General features: G+C 38.5%; 19 protein-coding genes, 1 riboswitch and 1 other annotated feature. Of the genes, 7 read left to right on the plus strand and 12 right to left on the minus strand.

All coding sequences use genetic code 11. The annotated features are described in order from the left end of the window. Positions 1-85: 85 nt before the first annotated feature. The gene (locus BIV60_RS16580) at positions 86-406 is read right to left on the minus strand and encodes an iron-sulfur cluster biosynthesis family protein (protein ID WP_071356821.1); all 321 of its coding nucleotides are present in this window, start codon (positions 404-406) and stop codon (positions 86-88) included. Between the two features lie 116 nt (positions 407-522). On the opposite strand from BIV60_RS16580, the gene BIV60_RS16585 reads away from it, so the two are divergent. Then, the gene (locus BIV60_RS16585) at positions 523-729 is read left to right on the plus strand and encodes a CDGSH iron-sulfur domain-containing protein (RefSeq protein WP_071356822.1); all 207 of its coding nucleotides are present in this window, start codon (positions 523-525) and stop codon (positions 727-729) included. Positions 730-777: 48 nt separating this feature from the next. On the opposite strand, the gene BIV60_RS16590 is transcribed toward BIV60_RS16585, so the two are convergent. Then, positions 778-1,113 (minus strand): YolD-like family protein, encoded by a 336-nt coding sequence (locus tag BIV60_RS16590; protein WP_071356823.1) that lies wholly within the window; start codon positions 1,111-1,113, stop codon positions 778-780. Between the two features lie 36 nt (positions 1,114-1,149). Continuing rightward, a complete protein-coding gene (locus BIV60_RS16595) occupies positions 1,150-2,409 on the minus strand; it encodes a Y-family DNA polymerase (RefSeq protein ID WP_071356824.1) in 1,260 nt (419 codons plus the stop codon). Between the two features lie 156 nt (positions 2,410-2,565). Between BIV60_RS16595 and BIV60_RS16600 the strand changes: the two genes are divergently transcribed. Beyond that, on the plus strand, positions 2,566-2,760 hold the full coding sequence (locus tag BIV60_RS16600; RefSeq protein ID WP_083402292.1) for a YqzH family protein: 195 nt from the start codon (positions 2,566-2,568) through the stop codon (positions 2,758-2,760). A 29-nt stretch (positions 2,761-2,789) separates the two neighbouring features. On the opposite strand, the gene BIV60_RS16605 is transcribed toward BIV60_RS16600, so the two are convergent. Continuing rightward, the gene (locus tag BIV60_RS16605) at positions 2,790-3,587 is read right to left on the minus strand and encodes an SDR family NAD(P)-dependent oxidoreductase (RefSeq protein WP_071356826.1); all 798 of its coding nucleotides are present in this window, start codon (positions 3,585-3,587) and stop codon (positions 2,790-2,792) included. Between the two features lie 9 nt (positions 3,588-3,596). After that, on the minus strand, positions 3,597-4,556 hold the full coding sequence (locus BIV60_RS16610; RefSeq protein WP_071356827.1) for an MBL fold metallo-hydrolase: 960 nt from the start codon (positions 4,554-4,556) through the stop codon (positions 3,597-3,599). Between the two features lie 193 nt (positions 4,557-4,749). Beyond that, positions 4,750-4,970 (plus strand) — a binding site (T-box leader). A gap of 52 nt (positions 4,971-5,022) precedes the next feature. Between BIV60_RS16610 and proC the strand changes: the two genes are divergently transcribed. Continuing rightward, a complete protein-coding gene (gene proC, locus BIV60_RS16615) occupies positions 5,023-5,868 on the plus strand; it encodes a pyrroline-5-carboxylate reductase (RefSeq protein ID WP_071356828.1) in 846 nt (281 codons plus the stop codon). A gap of 59 nt (positions 5,869-5,927) precedes the next feature. After that, complete coding sequence (locus BIV60_RS16620; protein ID WP_071356829.1) at positions 5,928-7,067, plus strand: glycosyltransferase family 2 protein; 1,140 nt, start codon at positions 5,928-5,930, stop codon at positions 7,065-7,067. 67 nt (positions 7,068-7,134) lie between these two features. Here BIV60_RS16620 and BIV60_RS16625 read toward each other — a convergent pair whose 3' ends face one another. The 5 genes from BIV60_RS16625 to ytaF form a co-directional block, all read right to left on the minus strand. Continuing rightward, positions 7,135-8,088, minus strand: a complete 954-nt coding sequence (locus tag BIV60_RS16625; protein ID WP_071356830.1) for an LCP family protein — start codon at positions 8,086-8,088, stop codon at positions 7,135-7,137. An 87-nt stretch (positions 8,089-8,175) separates the two neighbouring features. Continuing rightward, the gene (locus BIV60_RS16630) at positions 8,176-8,820 is read right to left on the minus strand and encodes a helix-turn-helix domain-containing protein (RefSeq protein WP_071356831.1); all 645 of its coding nucleotides are present in this window, start codon (positions 8,818-8,820) and stop codon (positions 8,176-8,178) included. A gap of 266 nt (positions 8,821-9,086) precedes the next feature. After that, positions 9,087-9,842, minus strand: a complete 756-nt coding sequence (locus tag BIV60_RS16635; protein ID WP_256218442.1) for a TPM domain-containing protein — start codon at positions 9,840-9,842, stop codon at positions 9,087-9,089. Next, complete coding sequence (locus tag BIV60_RS16640) at positions 9,839-10,411, minus strand: LemA family protein (RefSeq protein WP_071356832.1); 573 nt, start codon at positions 10,409-10,411, stop codon at positions 9,839-9,841. Before BIV60_RS16640 ends, BIV60_RS16635 begins: the two co-directional genes overlap by 4 nt. 285 nt (positions 10,412-10,696) lie before the next feature. Then, on the minus strand, positions 10,697-11,329 hold the full coding sequence (gene ytaF / locus BIV60_RS16645; protein WP_071356833.1) for a sporulation membrane protein YtaF: 633 nt from the start codon (positions 11,327-11,329) through the stop codon (positions 10,697-10,699). Between the two features lie 122 nt (positions 11,330-11,451). Between ytaF and BIV60_RS16650 the strand changes: the two genes are divergently transcribed. Beyond that, a complete protein-coding gene (locus tag BIV60_RS16650) occupies positions 11,452-12,108 on the plus strand; it encodes a helix-turn-helix domain-containing protein (RefSeq protein ID WP_071356834.1) in 657 nt (218 codons plus the stop codon). Positions 12,109-12,231: 123 nt separating this feature from the next. Here BIV60_RS16650 and mgtE read toward each other — a convergent pair whose 3' ends face one another. Then, complete coding sequence (gene mgtE / locus BIV60_RS16655) at positions 12,232-13,575, minus strand: magnesium transporter (protein ID WP_371261553.1); 1,344 nt, start codon at positions 13,573-13,575, stop codon at positions 12,232-12,234. A 300-nt stretch (positions 13,576-13,875) separates the two neighbouring features. Further along, a riboswitch (M-box (ykoK) riboswitch) is annotated at positions 13,876-14,039 on the minus strand. 157 nt (positions 14,040-14,196) lie between these two features. Between mgtE and namA the strand changes: the two genes are divergently transcribed. Continuing rightward, the gene (gene namA, locus BIV60_RS16660) at positions 14,197-15,216 is read left to right on the plus strand and encodes an NADPH dehydrogenase NamA (RefSeq protein WP_071356835.1); all 1,020 of its coding nucleotides are present in this window, start codon (positions 14,197-14,199) and stop codon (positions 15,214-15,216) included. A 55-nt stretch (positions 15,217-15,271) separates the two neighbouring features. Here namA and rnz read toward each other — a convergent pair whose 3' ends face one another. Further along, the gene (rnz, locus tag BIV60_RS16665) at positions 15,272-16,195 is read right to left on the minus strand and encodes a ribonuclease Z (RefSeq protein ID WP_071356836.1); all 924 of its coding nucleotides are present in this window, start codon (positions 16,193-16,195) and stop codon (positions 15,272-15,274) included. Between the two features lie 215 nt (positions 16,196-16,410). Here rnz and zwf point away from each other — a divergent pair, with 215 nt between their 5' ends. Then, the gene (gene zwf / locus BIV60_RS16670) at positions 16,411-17,883 is read left to right on the plus strand and encodes a glucose-6-phosphate dehydrogenase (RefSeq protein ID WP_071356849.1); all 1,473 of its coding nucleotides are present in this window, start codon (positions 16,411-16,413) and stop codon (positions 17,881-17,883) included. The last annotated feature ends 235 nt before the right edge of the window (positions 17,884-18,118 follow it).

The following is an 18,118-nucleotide window of genomic DNA, read 5'->3' on the forward strand; positions in this document are numbered from 1 at the left end:
TAAGAACATTTGCGAAAATTGCCTAGAAACTTAAGTAAATGACCCTTATTAAGGTCCAAAAGCAACAAAGTTTACGAAAAGAGCCTTATTTAATGATAAGGCTCATGCGTCCGTTTAGGATTTGCTGCGGACTTTTTAATTGAAAGCAATTTGATTCATTTGAAAAATCAATTTTCATTTCTTCATCAAAGAAAACGGCTTTTGCTTTTTCGATATACACTGGTATGACATTTGTTTCAATTTTGATATCCGTATTTTCTAATTCGGATACAAACCATAATGCTACTACACCATTTACGGCACAGCCACAGCCGTCTGTATCGTATTTTAATTTTAAATAACCCGCTTGGCCTTCTGTTCTGCTATTTATTTTTTCGGCAGCCGCTGCTGTAATTTCTATTTTCATGTTTAAAAGCCCCCTTTATTGTCATATGATGATTGTATCATATGTTTTTTGAAGCTCTTATTTTTCTGCTTAAAGCTTCTCAGCCTATAAAAATAGTATTTAGGGAGTGTTGGGATATGTCAAAAGTTCAAATTAAAGTAAATGACAATGGATCTTACCGAATTACAGGCGATGTCGAATTAATCGACGGCGAGGGAAATGTTTATACTACAAAGCCATCTTTCTCTCTTTGCCGTTGCGGATTATCGAAAAATAAACCTTTTTGTGACGGGTCGCATAAAGGAAATTTCGAGTCTCAAGTCCGGGTCCCTAAAGAGGATTAGGCTCCTTAGAGCGGTTGTTCATCAACCGCTCTTTTAAATTTCACAAGATTACACATCAGTCATCCGAATATCGGCAATTTCACGAATCGGGATACGATGAATGTCTTCAAATCGATCGACGATATGGAGTTTTTGGGTTATTTCGTCCCAGTAGTGGATTTTTCCGATGACGATTTCGTAGTTACGATTCCGATAATGGGTAATCGTGACAAATTGGTCAAACTCAATCGCCTCCAGTAAAATTTCATTCATTAACTCAAGCTGCTGCTCATCCATTTCTTTTCTATTTTCATAACCGTCCTCCTTTACCCAATCCCTTAACAACTTAACATGTTCGGGGAGCATCATCGACGTCCATTTGATTCTTCCGCGGTCACGAATCATCCGCCACTCCTTCTTTCATAAATAATTGCTTTAATTTTACATTTTATGCCCGCCGACGAGTGTGGCTCGATGCTTTGCGGTTCCTGCAGTTGTATAAGAAACAGCGCGCAATAAAGAACCGGCTCCAAAACGGCTGCGAATAGAGTCGACTACATACCCCAGGTCCCGCTTCTTGTATGCATTCATATCAAACAAATCAAGCTGGAGGTCCTTGTCATCAACAATATTGCCGAGTGCAAGCGAAATTTGCCTTACAGTTTTGCCATTATAGTGCTCGTGAAACAATTCAAGACAAACCCGGTAAAGCTCCATCGTCACATTTGTCGGCTGTGCAATCGTCCTTGAGCGGTGGAATCCCCCTCCAAATTCATCCTGGCTGTAACCAATTCCAAGACTAATCGTTCTCCCGGCCTTTCGATGCGTTCTTGTCCTTCGTGCCACTTCCTCACACATTTCTAAAATGACGTGCTTGATTTCCTCCTCCTCTTTATAATCCCTTAAAAGAATTTGACTTTTTCCAAAGCTGATTTGGCCTTCGACAATCGGCGCACCCAACTCGGAAAGATCAATCCCCCAGGCGTGATAGTAAAGCTGATTGCCCATAATCCCGAATTTCTTTTCTAACTTTTCCAAGTCATATCGGGCCAGTTGTCCGACTGTAAAAATGCCCATCCCATTTAACGTTTTTTCAACCCTTCTGCCAATCCCCCACATTTCTCTAAGCGGTGACACCCTCCATAACTTTGCCTGAACATCTTCATATGCCCATTCAGCAATCCCCTTTTTCTTTGCATCCAAATCAAGACAAAGCTTCGCCATTAACATATTTGGTCCAATCCCGATTGCACATGGCAGCTGAAACTCCCGCTCAATATCGCTCTTTATTTTTTGGGCAATCGTATGGGCATCCCCCCAAAGATGGACTGCACCATCCACTTTTATAAAGCTTTCATCGACGCTATACGTATGAATCGCTTCCTTTGGAACATAACGATTGAAAACATTGCTAATCTCTGTGGAAATTCGTAAATAAGTGGCCATTCTCGGCTCGACTACTTGAATGCGCGAATCATTGGGAATCTCGAACAGCCTGGAGCCGGTTTTAATGCCAAATTCCTTTTTCACCCTTGGTGAGGCGGCAAGGATGACACTCCCCTGCCGATCATGATTGCCTGCTACAACCAAATAGCACGAAAGCGGATCTAGACCGAGCATAACAGCCGAACAGCTGGCATAGAAGCTTTTCATGTCCACACATAAAATTTTATTTTGCGGTGCTGTGCTGTAATCGACCATACTCTTCCCTCCACGGATCGAAATACGAACATCAGTTCCTTTATAGTATATTCTATATAGTAAGCGAATATGCGTTCGTATTCAATGGGAATTTAATGACAATTTTCCAATGTGGAGACGGAAAAAAACAGTATAATGGAATTGAGGTGTATGACCGTGGACAAAAAACTGGTAATTAAAATGATTAGAAATTGTTTTAAACAGTACAATGCAGAAGCTGATTCATTGCCAATGAGTGACAAGGAATTAGAGAAGCTTTATTATCAGGTTCTACAGACGAAAACCCTTGAACCTGAGGCGGATTTGTATGAGGTAATAAATGATACAGTGTATGAATTTTTAACAGGGTAAAAAAGAAAAACCGCTGAAAGCAGCGGTTTTTATTTTTGATTAAACGCCTTTTTCCCAAGTCGTTCAAACAGGCTTGGAAAAAGAACATAAACGACACTGCCCATGTTCATCCATCGCGGCAGATTAATCTCTCTCGTTTTCGTCAGCATACTATTGACGACTTTCTCGGCAACGTACTCCGGCTTAAGCATGAATCGCTGAACATTTTTCACATAGGTCCCTTTTTCGTCAGCGATGTTAAAAAAGTTAGTCGCTATTGGCCCGGGGTTCACGGAGGTTACATGAACATTGTAGTCTGCCAATTCCATCCGCAGTGAATTGGTATAACCAAGAACAGCATGCTTCGTTGCCGAATAGACACTTGATTTAGGTGTGGCAATTTTTCCGGCTTGAGAGGCAATATTGATAATATGACCAAAGCGCCGTTCGCGCATTTTGGGCAGCACCATATTTGTGCAGGCCATTAACCCGACTACATTAACTTCAAACATCCCCTTGATTTCATCAATTGTCGCTTCATGGGCCTCACGAAAAATTCCAAAACCGGCATTATTCACCAGGATATCGACAGTAGCAATTTCCACAAAAATCCGTTGAAAAACTTCTTGAACTTTATCGGTATCAGACACATCGAGCTGAAAAATATCCACCTTGATATTGTGTTTCTTCTGTAACTCACTTTGCAACTGCTTTAGCTTTCCGATGCTTCTTGCCAAAAGGACAAGATTGGCCCCGCTTGCTGCAGACAGCTTGGCAATCTCCGCACCGATCCCACCTGAAGCTCCCGTGATGACAATATTTTTTCCCTTCAAATGGTCTCTAACCAACTGATCACCTCATCTGGCCTGAAAAAGAACAGGCTTTGTTTCTTTATTAGTAATTTCACCGATGGAGGATAAATAGTCAAGCTGCCCAACCGTTTCCGATATCGTTAACATGAGCTCACGTTGATAGACAGATGGAAAAAGCCGTTTGCAAATTTCAAAAACACTTAACTGTTCTTCCCGCAGCCAGTTGAGGACGGTTATAGCCCGCTCATGCTGACGGGTAAGCCTTTTTTCAATGAGCTCTTTTAATTCGTAAACCTCTTCCCCATGCCCGGTGTACACAACAGAAATCGGGTAAGATAATAATTTTTTCATCGATTCATTATGCTGCAAGAGCGGCTTTGGTCTTTCGGTTTCGCCAGGTGCAGGCGGCTCAAGCAGCGGATTTGGTGAGATATGGGCTAAAATAAGATCCCCTCCAATTAAAACGCCGTCTTTTTCACGGAAAAGAACAATATGACCTTGAGCATGCCCGAAGGTTTCAATAACTTTCCAATCGCTAAGCCCTGGAGGTGTCATCCCTTCCTGCAGGTGCCCGGTCAGTGAACGGTTACATGAATACTTCAATGTTTTTCGCAAATTCTCAAGAGATGGTAAGTATTCTTTTGGCAGCCCAAATTGATAAAACAGTTCAGTGAAAAATTCCTCCTGCACTTGAAAAAATTCTTTAGTTGGATGAATCCATCTTTCATTTAGCGGGTGGCCAAGAATTTCAATCGAATCAGATAAAAAATCAAGCATGCCGACATGGTCGGGATGATGGTGGGTTAGAATAACCTGTTCAATATCATCAGGGCTTACATGTAAATCAGCCATTTGTTTTTTTAGCGAATTCCAGCATTCTTTCGTTTTTACCCCTGCATCAATAAGCGTTAGCCGCTCTCCTTTAATCAAATAAACATTTACATCTCCGACCGCAAAAGGAGTCGGCAGCGTAATTTTAGCAACTCCATCTTTCCACTCCGTCATTTTAAAACCCCCTTATATTATAGTTATATAGATTTCCGAATAAAAAATATAATTATAAAATAAAGTGTAGCGATTTTTTCAGAAAATGTCATTATTTTCACATAACTTTTTAGAAAAAATAAAAAATTCATGCAATTAAACACTTGACAGACAGGCTGTTTTTCCTTCATAATCACAATTAAAATTTGATTCGTTTAAAGCGATGAATAAGACCAGTAAATGAGAAATGGCGAAAGAGAGTGAAGCTCTAAAGGCTGAAAAGCTTCACCGCCCTCTTGATCATTGAACCTACCTTATGAGCTTTTAGGAAAACCTAACGCAAATCCGGCGTTATCGGAGTCGAGTGAACCCTAATTATTTTTCCATAGGGTCAATGAAGGTGGTACCACGGAAGATAGACCTTTCGTCCTTTACGGATGAAGGGTCTTTTTGTTTTTTCACAATAATTAAGAAGGAGGCGGAACAAATGAAAAAAATGGCAGTAATTGGCGCAGGTTCGATGGCGGAAGCGTTCATTTCGGGGGTTCTGGAAAATGGGGTAATGGAAAGAGAAAATATTTGGGTAACAAATAATTCAAATAAGGAGAGACTGCAAAAGCTCCGCAATCGCTATGGAGTAAGTGCTTCTTACGATATGAGTGCTCTTTTTGCAGGAGCTGATATTGTGGTTTTAGCAATGAAGCCAAAGGATGCCGCAACCGCGATTACTAAGATTCGCGAATATTTAACAGAGCAAATGCTGGTGATTTCGGTTCTGGCCGGGGTTTCCATCAATACCATTGAGGTTTTGGCTAAAAAACCAATGGCGGTTGTAAGATCGATGCCAAACACGTCGGCAACGGTCGGATTATCCGCGACTGCCATTGCAGTCAATGAACGTGTATCCAATCAGCAAATGGAAATGACGAAAAAGCTTTTCAACACAGTTGGATTAACTACAATTGTTGAAGAGGAACATCTTGACGCTGTAACGGGTCTTTCAGGAAGCGGCCCAGCCTATATTTATTATCTGATTGAGGCAATGGAAAACAGTGCAGTAGAAATCGGGTTAAATAAGGAAACGGCTCAGGAGCTAATTGTACAAACGTTAATCGGAGCCGCAGAAATGGTACGGAAGTCAATCAAACCGCCTGTACAACTGCGCAATGATGTAACAAGTCCAGGCGGAACGACAGAAGCCGGTATTCGGGTTCTTGAGGAAAATGGTGTGCAGCAGGCATTTATTGAGTGCATCAAGGCAGCCACTGCCCAATCCAAAAAAATGGGGAAAGCACTAAGCGCTCAGCTGGAAACGGCAGAACAGCTGTTATAAATTGGATGTTTCTCGACAGTTCTTATAAAATATAAAAAAAGGACTGGGAAGTGTCATACATGTTAACCGCGTTACTTACATTGGGGATTCTTGTTTGGATAGCGTTTATCTTGGATGCCTGTATCGGTTTAAGAAAATTGGACTCTCTAGAAAATGAGACGGGTCTGGTAGACGGGCCGTTATTGACCGTCATAGTGGCAGCAAGAAATGAAGAAAAACAAATAATGTCAAGTATTCAAAGTCAATTGCAGCAAACCTATGAAAATGTTGAATGGATTTTGGTAGACGACCGTTCGACAGATGCCACTGGAAAAATCATGGATGGGCTGGCCGTCGAAGATCAACGAATAAAGGTCATCCATATACAACAATTACCGGAAGGCTGGCTTGGGAAAAACTATGCCTTATATACAGGTGCAAAACAGGCTTCCGGTAAATGGTTTTTGTTTACAGATGCAGATGTTCACTATGAAAAAGAAGCTTTCGCTAAAGCGCTTCATTACTTTGAAAGAAATGGACTTGACCATTTAACCGCAGCACCGAATTTAAATGCCAATCGCTTTTGGCTTAAGTCATTTGTAGCATTTTTCATGTTTGGATTTTCCTATTTTAAACGGCCTTGGCAGGCGAATAACCCCAAATCCAAAATTGGTACGGGAATTGGCGCCTTTAATCTTGTTTCTCAAAAGGCATATGAAGCGTTCGGCACACACGAACGGATTAAAATGCGGCCGGATGATGACCTTCAATTGGGAATGAAAATGAAAAAGGAAGGTTTTTCGCAAAGGATTGTCACCGCCCTTTATTTAATTGAGGTTGAATGGTATGGTAGTTTGAAGGAGGCATTCGTCGGGCTAGAAAAAAATACCTTTGCGGGGTTGAATTACCGTATCAGTATGGTGTTTTTAGCGATTTTCGGAATTCTTTTGACCCACTTCCTCCCCTTCTTTACCATTTTCTCGAGCAACCAAACGATTTCCCTTCTAAGCCTGGCAAATATTTTAACGAGCGGGATTCTTTATGTAATGGTGATAAAGAGAATGACTTTATTTTCTCCTTCCCTATTTTTTGTTTTTCCAATCACTGCTTTATTGTTTAGTTATTCGATTATCCGAGCCAGCCTTTTAACTTTTAAGCGAGGCGGCATTGTTTGGAGAGGAACAAAGTATAAATTAAGTGAGCTAAGGGAAAACGACTAATTAAATAAAAAAGTGGATTCGATGAAACCATTCGAATCCACTTTTAAAAGACATATATGGCTACTGTTTAGAGACTACGATCATTTCCATTATCCGATAGAAAAGTCTTTAATGCTTGGCTGTTTTTCTCAAAATCGATTTTCAAAACGGCCCCTACGTCTGCACGTTCATCTATATAAGAATTATTTACAGGTATTCTTAAAGTCTCCATCTTTTCAGAATTTCCGGTAATTAAACCTTTACCAATTGATAGCATGGTTCCTGTATCTACATTTGTATCTATATAAGGATCCGCCATTCCAAGTAACTTTGGAAGTTGAACAAGATTATGAATAGAAACAGCTTGGTCCTTAATCTTTGTTAATGCTTCTTGCTGCCGTTCTACACGTCCAAAATCACTTAAGCGATCGTGGCGAAAACGTACATATCCTAACAATTTCTTTCCATGCAAGACTTGTTTGCCCGGCTGTAGAGTCATACCAATCCCATAAGACATTTTATATGGGATGTCCACTTCTATTCCTTTTGGTGCCACGATATCTACCATTTTCGAAAATCCATCAAAATCAACAACAGTATAATAATTAATATCAATGCCAAAGTTTTCTTTAATGGTTTGCCGAACGAGTTCAGGCCCTCCAAATGCAAAAGCAGCATTAATTTTTTGTTTTCCGTGACCTGGAATATCAACATATGTGTCCCTCATAATAGAAGCAAGTTTTAATTGATGAGATTTTTGATTATAATGGGCAATCATTAACGTATCTGAACGTGCATGGTCTTCGCCTCTAGAATCGCTTCCAAGTAATAGAATATTAATTTCACCATATTGCGGCTCAGGGCCATTGAATGGGTTGAATATTTTCCCATCATTCTTATACTTACCATTGCTTGCCTCAGATAATCCTTCATTATATTGATAAATACAATAAACAACCACCGTCAAAAATAATAAACTAACTATAAACAAAATATTTCTAAGCCATTTTCGTTTACTTTTCTTTTTTTCTCTTGTTTGCATCTTAAAGTATCACCTGTCATTTAAATTATAACCTTACCAAAAAGTCTATTCTTTCTAAATTTATGATTATAGCAGGTTCAAAAAGTCTCAATCTTTTAAAAGTAATTTGATAACAATTTGCACCGCAATAACGTCGTCTAAATAGCCGATTGGAAATATGTAATCTGGGATAACATCTACTGGCAAAATAAAATATAGTAATGCACTTCCAATTAAGGCAAGTTCCTTTGGAGACCCCTTCCTAAGACTAAATTTCTCGTACATATCCTTTAACTGACTAATAAATGGCCCTATTCTGCCTACTTTCCGGAGCTTCTCCTCAAAGCCATTAAGTATAGTTTCACGACCCTCTTCCGTTTTTGTATATTGCTCATAATTTGCCAAATGTTGTTCAACACTTGCAATTGTAAATTTTTTATCATATAACTTAGATGATTCCAGAAGATTTTGAATGCTGTCTACAGACATATGAATATCTGATTGATACAATTCCTGCTTCAGTTCAATTGAAAAACCTGCAGCTGCAAAAAAATCAGTGATGGGAACATTAAGACATTCTGCAAACTTTTGTAAGTGCTCGGGACTTGCTTTCCGTTTACCATTTATGATTCTTGAAATCGTAGCCGGATCGATTTCAGTGAGTCTGCTAAGCCTCCGCATTGATAAGGACTGTTCCTTCAATAATTCTTTTAACAACAAACCTACATTATTTTCTTTAATGCCTTTAGACATTTCGATTCCTCCTTTCTTAATGAGGATGATCAAATTTGTCAAATTAAACAATTAAATTCACAAATTAGTGATTAGTAAAATGATACTTTTTATATTGACGTTTTGTCAACAGTTTTATAGGGAAGAATTAGGTTTTGTTAAATAGATTGCCTATTTATCATCACAAAAGACCCATTGAATAAAATCAATAGGTCTTCCTTGTAAACATAAACTAATAAAGGGATTTTCATTTTAGGTTGTCTTTGAAATACGATCACTCTAGACTTCTACCAGCCTCGGCTGGCACCGCCTCCACCCGAGCTTCCGCCTCCGCCACCTCGGGAACCTCCTCCACCCCTTCTTGAGGAATTGGATAAGAGATTCAGAATCAAGAATGTAAACGTTCCGCCAAAAAATTTAAAATCTAATGTAATTAAAATGATCGTACCAATAGCGATTAAAATTAAAGTAAAAGTACTAAGGGGGGACTTGGCAGCTGTTGGTTTCTTCAAGGTAACGGTATTTCCATCAGCAACCTTGTATTCCTTTAACACCTCGTTATACACGGCTTTATACGTGTTGACGATTGCTGCTCCAGTGTCTCCCGCTTTTAAAAAAGGAATTGCATAAGTATCGAGAATACTGCCTGACTTCACATCTGTTACTGCTCCTTCAAGCCCATAACCGATTTCCAATCGTATTTTTTTCTCTTTTAATGATACAACAATCAAAATACCGTTATTCTTATTCTTTTGACCGAGACCATATTTTCTAAATGCCGCGTTAGAAAAACTTGCGATATCATTTCCATTTAAACTATTTACAGTTAAAACGCCTATTTGCGCAGTAGTTAAGTCTTCTAGCTTCCTGCCAAGGGTTAAAAGCTGCGCTTTTTCATCCTCGCTCAATACATTGGCATGGTCTTGAACATAAATGTCTCCTACTCTGGCAGGAACATTAACTTCCGCTTTAGCTGCTATACTAAATTGGAATAAAAAAACGAATAGGAAGACCAATGAGACAATGCGTCTCATTGGTCTCATTGGTTATTCCCTCCAAAATCTACATTTGGTACAACTTTATCTTTTTCATCTACTTGGTAATAGTCTTTCTTCTCAAATCCAAACATTCTGGCAAGTATCACACCAGGGAATTTTTTAATTTTTTGATTATAGATTGTCACCGAATCATTATAATCTTTACGCGCTACAGAAATTCGGTTTTCGGTTCCTTCCAGTTCATCCATTAATGCTTTGAAGTTTTCATTAGCCTTTAAATTAGGGTAATTTTCAGCAACAACTAATAATCTGCTTAAAGCTCCCGTTAATTGAGTATCCGCTTTCGCCTTATCTGCAGGAGTTTTTGCCCCCGCTAATTGAGCACGAGCACTTGTGACAGAATCAATAACTGCTTTTTCATGCGCAGCATAGCCTTTAACAGTGTTGACCAAATTGGGAATTAAATCGGCACGCCGTTTTAATTGATTGTCTATTTGTGACCATTTATTATTTACAATTTCTTGTTCCGTTACAAAACCATTGTAACTGCTCACTAGATAGAATGCCACGACAACAATGATACCAATCGTAAGCAAGAGTCCTTTCTTTTTCATCGTAAGTCACTTCCTTTTAAAAAAAATAATTTTATTAAACTTTAATATTTATGACTAAACGATACTGTTGTTATTTTATCAACAATATCGCCAATTTATGATGTTTTTATAAAATTGAAAAGGCTTTTTAACTATCAAAATACAAAACAAAAAAAGCATTTGTCCATGATAGTTGCTGAGGTTAATGAACAATTGCCCTTTTATATATGAGTTTATCATCTCTTTTTAGCATACTGCCCTGCTTTTTATCGTAAAATATAGAAATAGCAAATTTCCACTCCTAAACTAGAAAAATGCTGTAAACGCTATAACTAATATAATTATACCGCTTATTATGGTTCCAAATTGACCTACAGTAAATGAACCAATCCGAATATCGGCTAATTTAGATCCTAAATTCACACCCGCCCACACACTGACGATACTTCCTATTGCAGCTGTTAAGGAAATTGCAAGCGGTGAAAGACCAAGTAAACCTGCACCGAGTCCATTGGTAAGTGCATTCGCTGATAATGCAATGCCAAGAATGATCGCCTCTCCCCAGCCAATTTCGCCTGACTTATCGACATCTGCAGCCTCTGGATTTCTTAGTATCCCTTCAATACTTTTAGACTGTTGATCATGCTCAGTATTCATTTTTGAAGCTGCTTTTTTACGCGGAACTGCCAATAAAATGATACGAATACCTATAATAAATAGTAAGACCGCTCCAAAAATCACTGGGAGCATTCCGGGAAGAATCTTTGAGAGCCATAGTCCAAATGATATTCCTGCAATACTCATGAGAAAACAAATAATCCCAATCAAAATATTCGGGCCTAAACGAATTTGTATCTTACGAATACCATAAGAAATTCCTACTCCTAAATTATCTATACTTGAGGAAACAGCAAATGCCAAAATAATAAGCCACGCCAATGTAAACACTCCTTTTATTTTTTTACATTGTATTGACCGAATTGACTAAAAGTGCCTGTTCATTTCAATAATGTTGATAAAATGTCAACACTTTATGAATTCTTTGCAAAGGAGTGGTTTTGATGACAATGGAAAATGAAAAACAACACCTAGGAATTCTGATAAAATCATTATTAAAGGAGCGTTCGCTTTCGATGAGAAAGCTGAGTAATCTAACCGGAATTGATACGGCAACCATTTCGCGAATCGTAAATAATAAACAAAAGGCAACGCTCTCACATCTTCAATTGTTTGCACAACACTTAGGGATTCCAGTTGCAAAATTACTTCAGTCTGCGGGGTACAAAATTGATACAAATGAACAGAACACTTCACCTGATATTTTTAATTCCCTTAATTCCATACAAGAAATTCTTGTCTCTTCCAATCTTTTAAACGATCAATTCAATATAGAGCATATTTATCAGGAATTGGCCAAGTATGAACAATTTGCCCTGACGAAAGAAGGAGAGCAGAAGATATTTGAGGAGTTTGAGACAAAGGTGGAGCAAGTTAGGGGAGCTGGCCCCTTTATTAATGAATTGAATAAAATGTACAAGAGTTTCAGTGAGGAAAATGTTCTAACAGAAAAGCGCAAAATACTCGGCAGTGTGCTTTTATATTTTATTTTATCCACAGATATTATCCCTGATTATGTATTTCCATTTGGTTATTTGGACGATTGCCTAGCTGTTCAAATTGGCTTAGAGCGACTTGCAAAATTTGAAGACACCAATTAGAGAACCTGATCACAGTGAATTAACACTTGACCTTTATAAAGTCAGCTCGAAAAAACACACAATATAAGAGAGGAGCCTACCCTGTTCTTTCACAAAGAGTGGGCAGGCTATTTTAACTGCTTGCTAAAGATGAAGGATTATCTTTGCCATAGTAAAATAAATAATTAGACCCGTTCCATCGACTAAAGTCGTAATAAAAGGACCTGAAACAACTGCAGGATCAATTTTCAACTTATGCAAAATCATCGGTAAAATGGCTGCCACCATCGACGCCCAAATGACAATAAATAAAGCGGAAATGGCTACCACTAAGGCAGTATTCATATTGACACCAAGAAAAAATGCCCGTATTAGCGCAAAGGCTCCCATCGATATTCCCAAAAACAATCCAGTTGTTACTTCCTTTCTAAACACTTTGAACATATCCTTAAATTGTATTTCTCCAACAGCTAAGGCACGAACTAATGTTGTCACCGTTTGTGACCCTGTATTACCACCTGTTCCAATAAGCAAAGGCACAAAAAACGCTAAAGCAATTTGTTCCGAAAGAGTATTTTCATAATGTCGGAGCACGGAACCTGTATATGCTTCAGCAACAAATAAGATTAACAGCCAACCGATTCTTTTCCTAAAAAGATTCCAAAAGGAATTTTTAAAGTACGGTTCATCTAAAGGCTGGCTTCCCCCAAGCTTTTGAAAATCTTCTGTAACTTCTTCATGTATAACATCAATCAAATCATCAACGGTGAGAATACCAATCATTCGGTGATGATGGGCCACTACCGGTATCGCCACAAGATCGTATTTCGATAAAATATTAGCAGCTTCCTGTTGATCGACATCAACAGAAACTGATATAACGTCTCCTTGAACAATTTCTTCTAATATTGTCCCCGTTTTTGCTAAAATAATTTCCTTTAATGAGACAACACCAACAAGTTCTCCCCTGCCCCCTAACACGTAAAGATAAGAAACAATTTCCGCTTCATTGCCAACTTTTCTAATATGTTGCAATGCTTGGTCAACCGTCCAATTTATACGCACAGCAATATAATCGACGTTAGCTAATCGTCCTGCAGTATTCGGCTTATAATTCATTAGAGTATTAATTTTTTCCCGATAATCGTCAGGTAAAAACCCCATCAATTTTTTTGCCTGATTCGGGTGAATGGCTAGAAATAAATTAACTATAGTATCACTAGACATTTCATTCAAAATCTCAGAGGTTAAATGATCCTTTATTCGATGCAATATCTTATACTGCAATTCCGGCTCTAAATACTCTAGAATTTCCGCCCCTACTGGAATAGGGACTAAGGAAATGAACAATAATTGTTCCTCTCGTTCTAATTCACTTAGCATTGCAGCAATATCAAAATGCTGAAAATGTGATACGAAATCATTTAAAAGTTCTTGATTTTTTTCCAGTAGAATCGTTTTCATTTCTTGAATCATGTTTTGTTCCATCAGATTTACCCCCAATTCGTTCATTCAGAAGGGCTAAAAGGATTTATTTTTTCAGTGAAATCGATAGACAAAGTCTGAAAATCCCCCATAGTCCCTATATATGCTTTTATCAATATCATTTGTATCAGATCCTTCGTCCATCGAAATCACCTCCTAAATATTTATAAAAATAGTTTGCACATAATTGTTGATAAAACAAAAAATAGCCTTTATTTCTCAACAAGAAGAAATAAAGGCTATTTTTGCACACACAAAAATACCATCAATACTGATCAAAAAAAAATCAGCCCGATATGGCCTCCACAGTTCCCTCGTTGAGCTTTAGCACTGTATAGCATAGGTACAAATACCAGCTACATTAAAAAAGACCTTTTCCGATCTTTCCTGTTGACCCATTGGCGTCTCTCGACATTTTTGGGCAGCAGCATTTCTCTATACAGGAGCCTCACCTAACAGAATAAAAAGAGTATATTCAACCACATACAATATATGCACGATTTAAAAATATGTCAATGAAAAATTAACACTAACAGAATTAAGGTAAGTGCAGAATTTTTCAAAAAAATCCGGTGTTTGGTATACTATAAAAAGTTTAGATAATCGAAATGGAGGAATTCTAGTATGACAGCAAAATTATTCTCATCCTATACAATTAAAGGAATTACGATAAAAAATCGTATTGTCATGTCTCCAATGTGCATGTATTCGAGTCATAATGAAGATGGTCATGTTCAAAACTGGCACCGGACTCACTACACAAGCAGAGCTGTTGGCCAGGTTGGACTGATTATTGTGGAAGCTACTGCCGTTACTCCACAAGGCCGCATTTCCCCTCAAGATTTGGGAATTTGGAGCGACGAGCATGTTGAGGGGTTTAAGGAATTAGTTGACCTTATGAAAGAGCATGGAGCCAAAACAGGAATACAGCTTGCCCATGCAGGCAGAAAAGCCGTTTTAGAGGGAGAAATTCTTGCTCCTTCAGCACTTGCTTATAATGAAAATAGTAAAACACCTAAGGAAATGACCGTGGCAGAAGTTGAAGAAACTGTTGAAGCATTTAAAAAAGGTGCGGAACGGGCAGCAAATGTCGGCTTTGATATCATCGAAATTCACGGAGCACACGGATATTTGGTTAATGAATTTTTATCACCGCTTTCTAATCAACGAACAGACGAATACGGCGGTTCGGCTGAAAACCGCTACCGTTTCCTTCGTGAGGTGATTGATGCTGTCAAATCTGTATGGAATGGCCCTTTATTTGTAAGAGTTTCTGCACACGATTATAACGAGGAAGGCTTAACGCCAGAGGATTATGTAACCTTCAGTAAATGGATGAAGGATCAAGGCGTTGACTTAATTGACGTTAGTTCTGGTGCAGTTGTACCTGCTCGTATTAATGTTTACCCTGGTTACCAAGTAAAGTTTGCTGAAGAGATTAAGAATGGAGCAGATATTGCTACGGGTGCGGTTGGGTTGATTACTTCCCCTCTTCAAGCTGAAGAAATTTTGCAAAATGACCGGGCCGATTTAGTTTTCTTAGCCCGAGAACTGTTGCGTGATCCTTACTGGCCTAGGACTGCAGCCAAAGAACTGGGGGCAGAGATTGAAACACCGGTACAATATAAACGGGGCTGGATATAAATAGGTAGAAATGTCCTTCATAGGCGGGATGAAGGACATTTTTTATGTCCGAAAGTTATTTCAAAGGTATGTTGATTTCTTTAAAATCCTCCGCAATATCGGTATTCGGAAAAATCTCTCGAGCCTCTTCCACTAATTCCCTTGAAGCTTGTCGATCATAACGGGAACTGATATGGGTCAAGCAAAGCTGTTTGCAGCCAGACATTTTCGCAATTTTCGCTGCCTGATGTGTTGTGGAATGAAAATAATCATATGCTAGCTTCTCATCTCCTTTTGAGAAGGTAGCTTCGTGTACTAACAGATCCGCATATTCCGCTAAAGAAATCGCCTTTTCGCAGTACCTAGTATCTCCCAAAATCGTTACAATTCTCCCCTTTTGAGGCGGCCCAAGGAAATCAGCCGGGTTAATCGTTCTTCCGTCTTCAAGCGTAACCGTTTCCCCTTCCTTAACCTTTTTAAAAATAGGTCCTGGACGAACCCCAATCTCCACTAATTTATCCGCCAACAATGTCCCAGGCCTGTCCTTTTCAACAATTCGATACCCATAGGAAGTAATCCCATGGTCTAAAGCATTTGCTTCTACAATAAACTGTTCATCCTCAAAAATAATCCCATCCTCAATCTCAATAACCGTTATATTATATTTTAAATAGGTTTGGCTAACAGAAAGACTCACATCAATAAATTCCTTAATTCCCTTTGGACCATATACAGTTACTTCCGATTCTCCCCCTTGAAAGGAGCGGCTTGATAAAAGCCCAGGCAATCCATAAATATGATCACCATGAAGATGGGTAATAAAAATTTTTTCAATTCTGCGCGGTTTAAGTGAAGTATGTAAAATTTGATGCTGGGTTGCTTCTCCCACGTCAAATAACCAAATGCTTCCCCGCTCTTCCAGTAATTTTAAGGCAATGGATGTAACATTGCGAAACTTTGCCGGCATTCCTGCACCCGTCCCTAAGAAAAAAATATCCACTTTTAGTAAACTCCTTACCATTATGTATTAGCTTTAATATAGCACAAATGAGGCATCGAAAATAAATGGTTAATTTACATGATTGCTTTTTATTTGCGAATCATAAAGGAAACAGCTAAAATTTAATACTTGGTAAGACACCTTAATTTTTAACCATACATACTGGAAATGAGGTATTATAAGTGGAACATACTGGAAGCACATCTTCACTCATTATGATTTTTGGTGCAACCGGCGATTTAGCAAAAAGGAAATTATTTCCTTCGCTGTACCGGTTATTTGAAAAAGGACGTTTATCCGATCAATTTGCTATTATTGGGGTGGCAAGAAGATCGATTTCAAATGATGAATTTCAACAATCCGTAAAAGAATCTGTTCTTTCCGCTTTGGGAAGAGATACAAATATTGATGAATTTATTTCACATTTTTACTATCAAGCACACGATGTACAGGATTCAAGTTCATACATTGCGCTAAAAAAATTGGCAAATGAGATTGATGAGCATTATAAGTTGGAAGGCAACCGAATTTTTTATCTCGCCATGGCTCCTGAATTTTTTGGCCCGATTGCCCTGCATTTAAAATCTGACGGGTTAACCGATGTTAAAGGATATAAACGGCTTGTTATTGAAAAACCGTTCGGTCATGACCTTGAGTCTGCAAAAGAATTAAATAAACAAATCAGGACAGCCTTTTCCGAGGAAGAAATTTATCGGATTGACCACTATCTTGGAAAAGAAATGGTCCGAAACATCGAAGTAATCCGTTTCGCCAATGCCATTTTCGAACCATTATGGAATAACCGCTATATTTCCAACATACAAGTTACATCAAGTGAGACACTTGGGGTTGAGGAGCGGGGCCGCTATTACGAAAATAGCGGTGCCTTACGTGACATGCTCCAAAACCACATGCTGCAAATGGTAGCCCTTCTTGCGATGGAACCACCTATCAAGCTTACAACGGATGAAATTCGTTCCGAAAAAGGCAGAGTATTTAGAGCTATTCGTAAGGTAGAAGGAGAAGAAGTGAAGGATTATTTTGTTCGCGGGCAATACGGTGAAGGAGAAATGGACGGAAAAAAAGTTCCAAAATATCGTGATGAACCAATGGTGGACAAGGATTCAAATACAGAGACTTACGTAGCAGCAAAAATCATGATTGATAATTTCCGCTGGGCTGGAGTTCCTTTTTACATCAGAACAGGTAAAAGACTGAAAGTGAAATCCACCAAAATTGTCGTTCAATTTAAAGATATACCAATGAATTTATACTACCAAACCGAGAAAATGTTAAATCCTAATCTCCTTGTTATCCATATACAACCGGAGGAAGGAATTACATTACATTTAAATGCCAAAAAAGCAGGCGGACATCTTGATGCTCAAGTGGTGAAATTGAGCTTTGCCAATACGGGAATTCATGCAATGAATACTCCGGAAGGATATGAAAAGCTTTTATACGACTGCATGCAGGGAGATGCAACAAACTTTACCCATTGGGATGAGGTAGCCTATTCCTGGAGCTTTGTTGATAAAATCTCAGAAGCCTGGAAAAATAGTAAGGATGAAAGTTTTCCTAACTATGCATCGGGTTCAAGAGGTCCTGATGCAGCAGATCAATTATTAGAAAAAGATGGTTTTTCCTGGTGGCCAGTTACAGAGCTGGAAGTAGAAACCTGCAACTAAAATACAATTTTAAAAAAGCTCCGTTTTGGTTATAGCAAAGCGGAGCTTTTTTGTATTTCGGAAAGTAAAAATTTTGTAGGTCGAAATTTAAATATTAAGTCAATTTCCGACAGAATATTCAGTAGATTAAAATTACAATAGAATTGCATTAAAATTTAATGAGAAAACCGGAGGTGAATTGATATACATAGGTAAAATTTAGAGATTTAATATTCAATTATTCTAAAAACTATTA

The sequence above is a fragment of the Bacillus sp. MUM 116 genome (genome assembly GCF_001866655.1).
Taxonomy (GTDB): Bacteria; Bacillota; Bacilli; order Bacillales; family Cytobacillaceae; genus Neobacillus.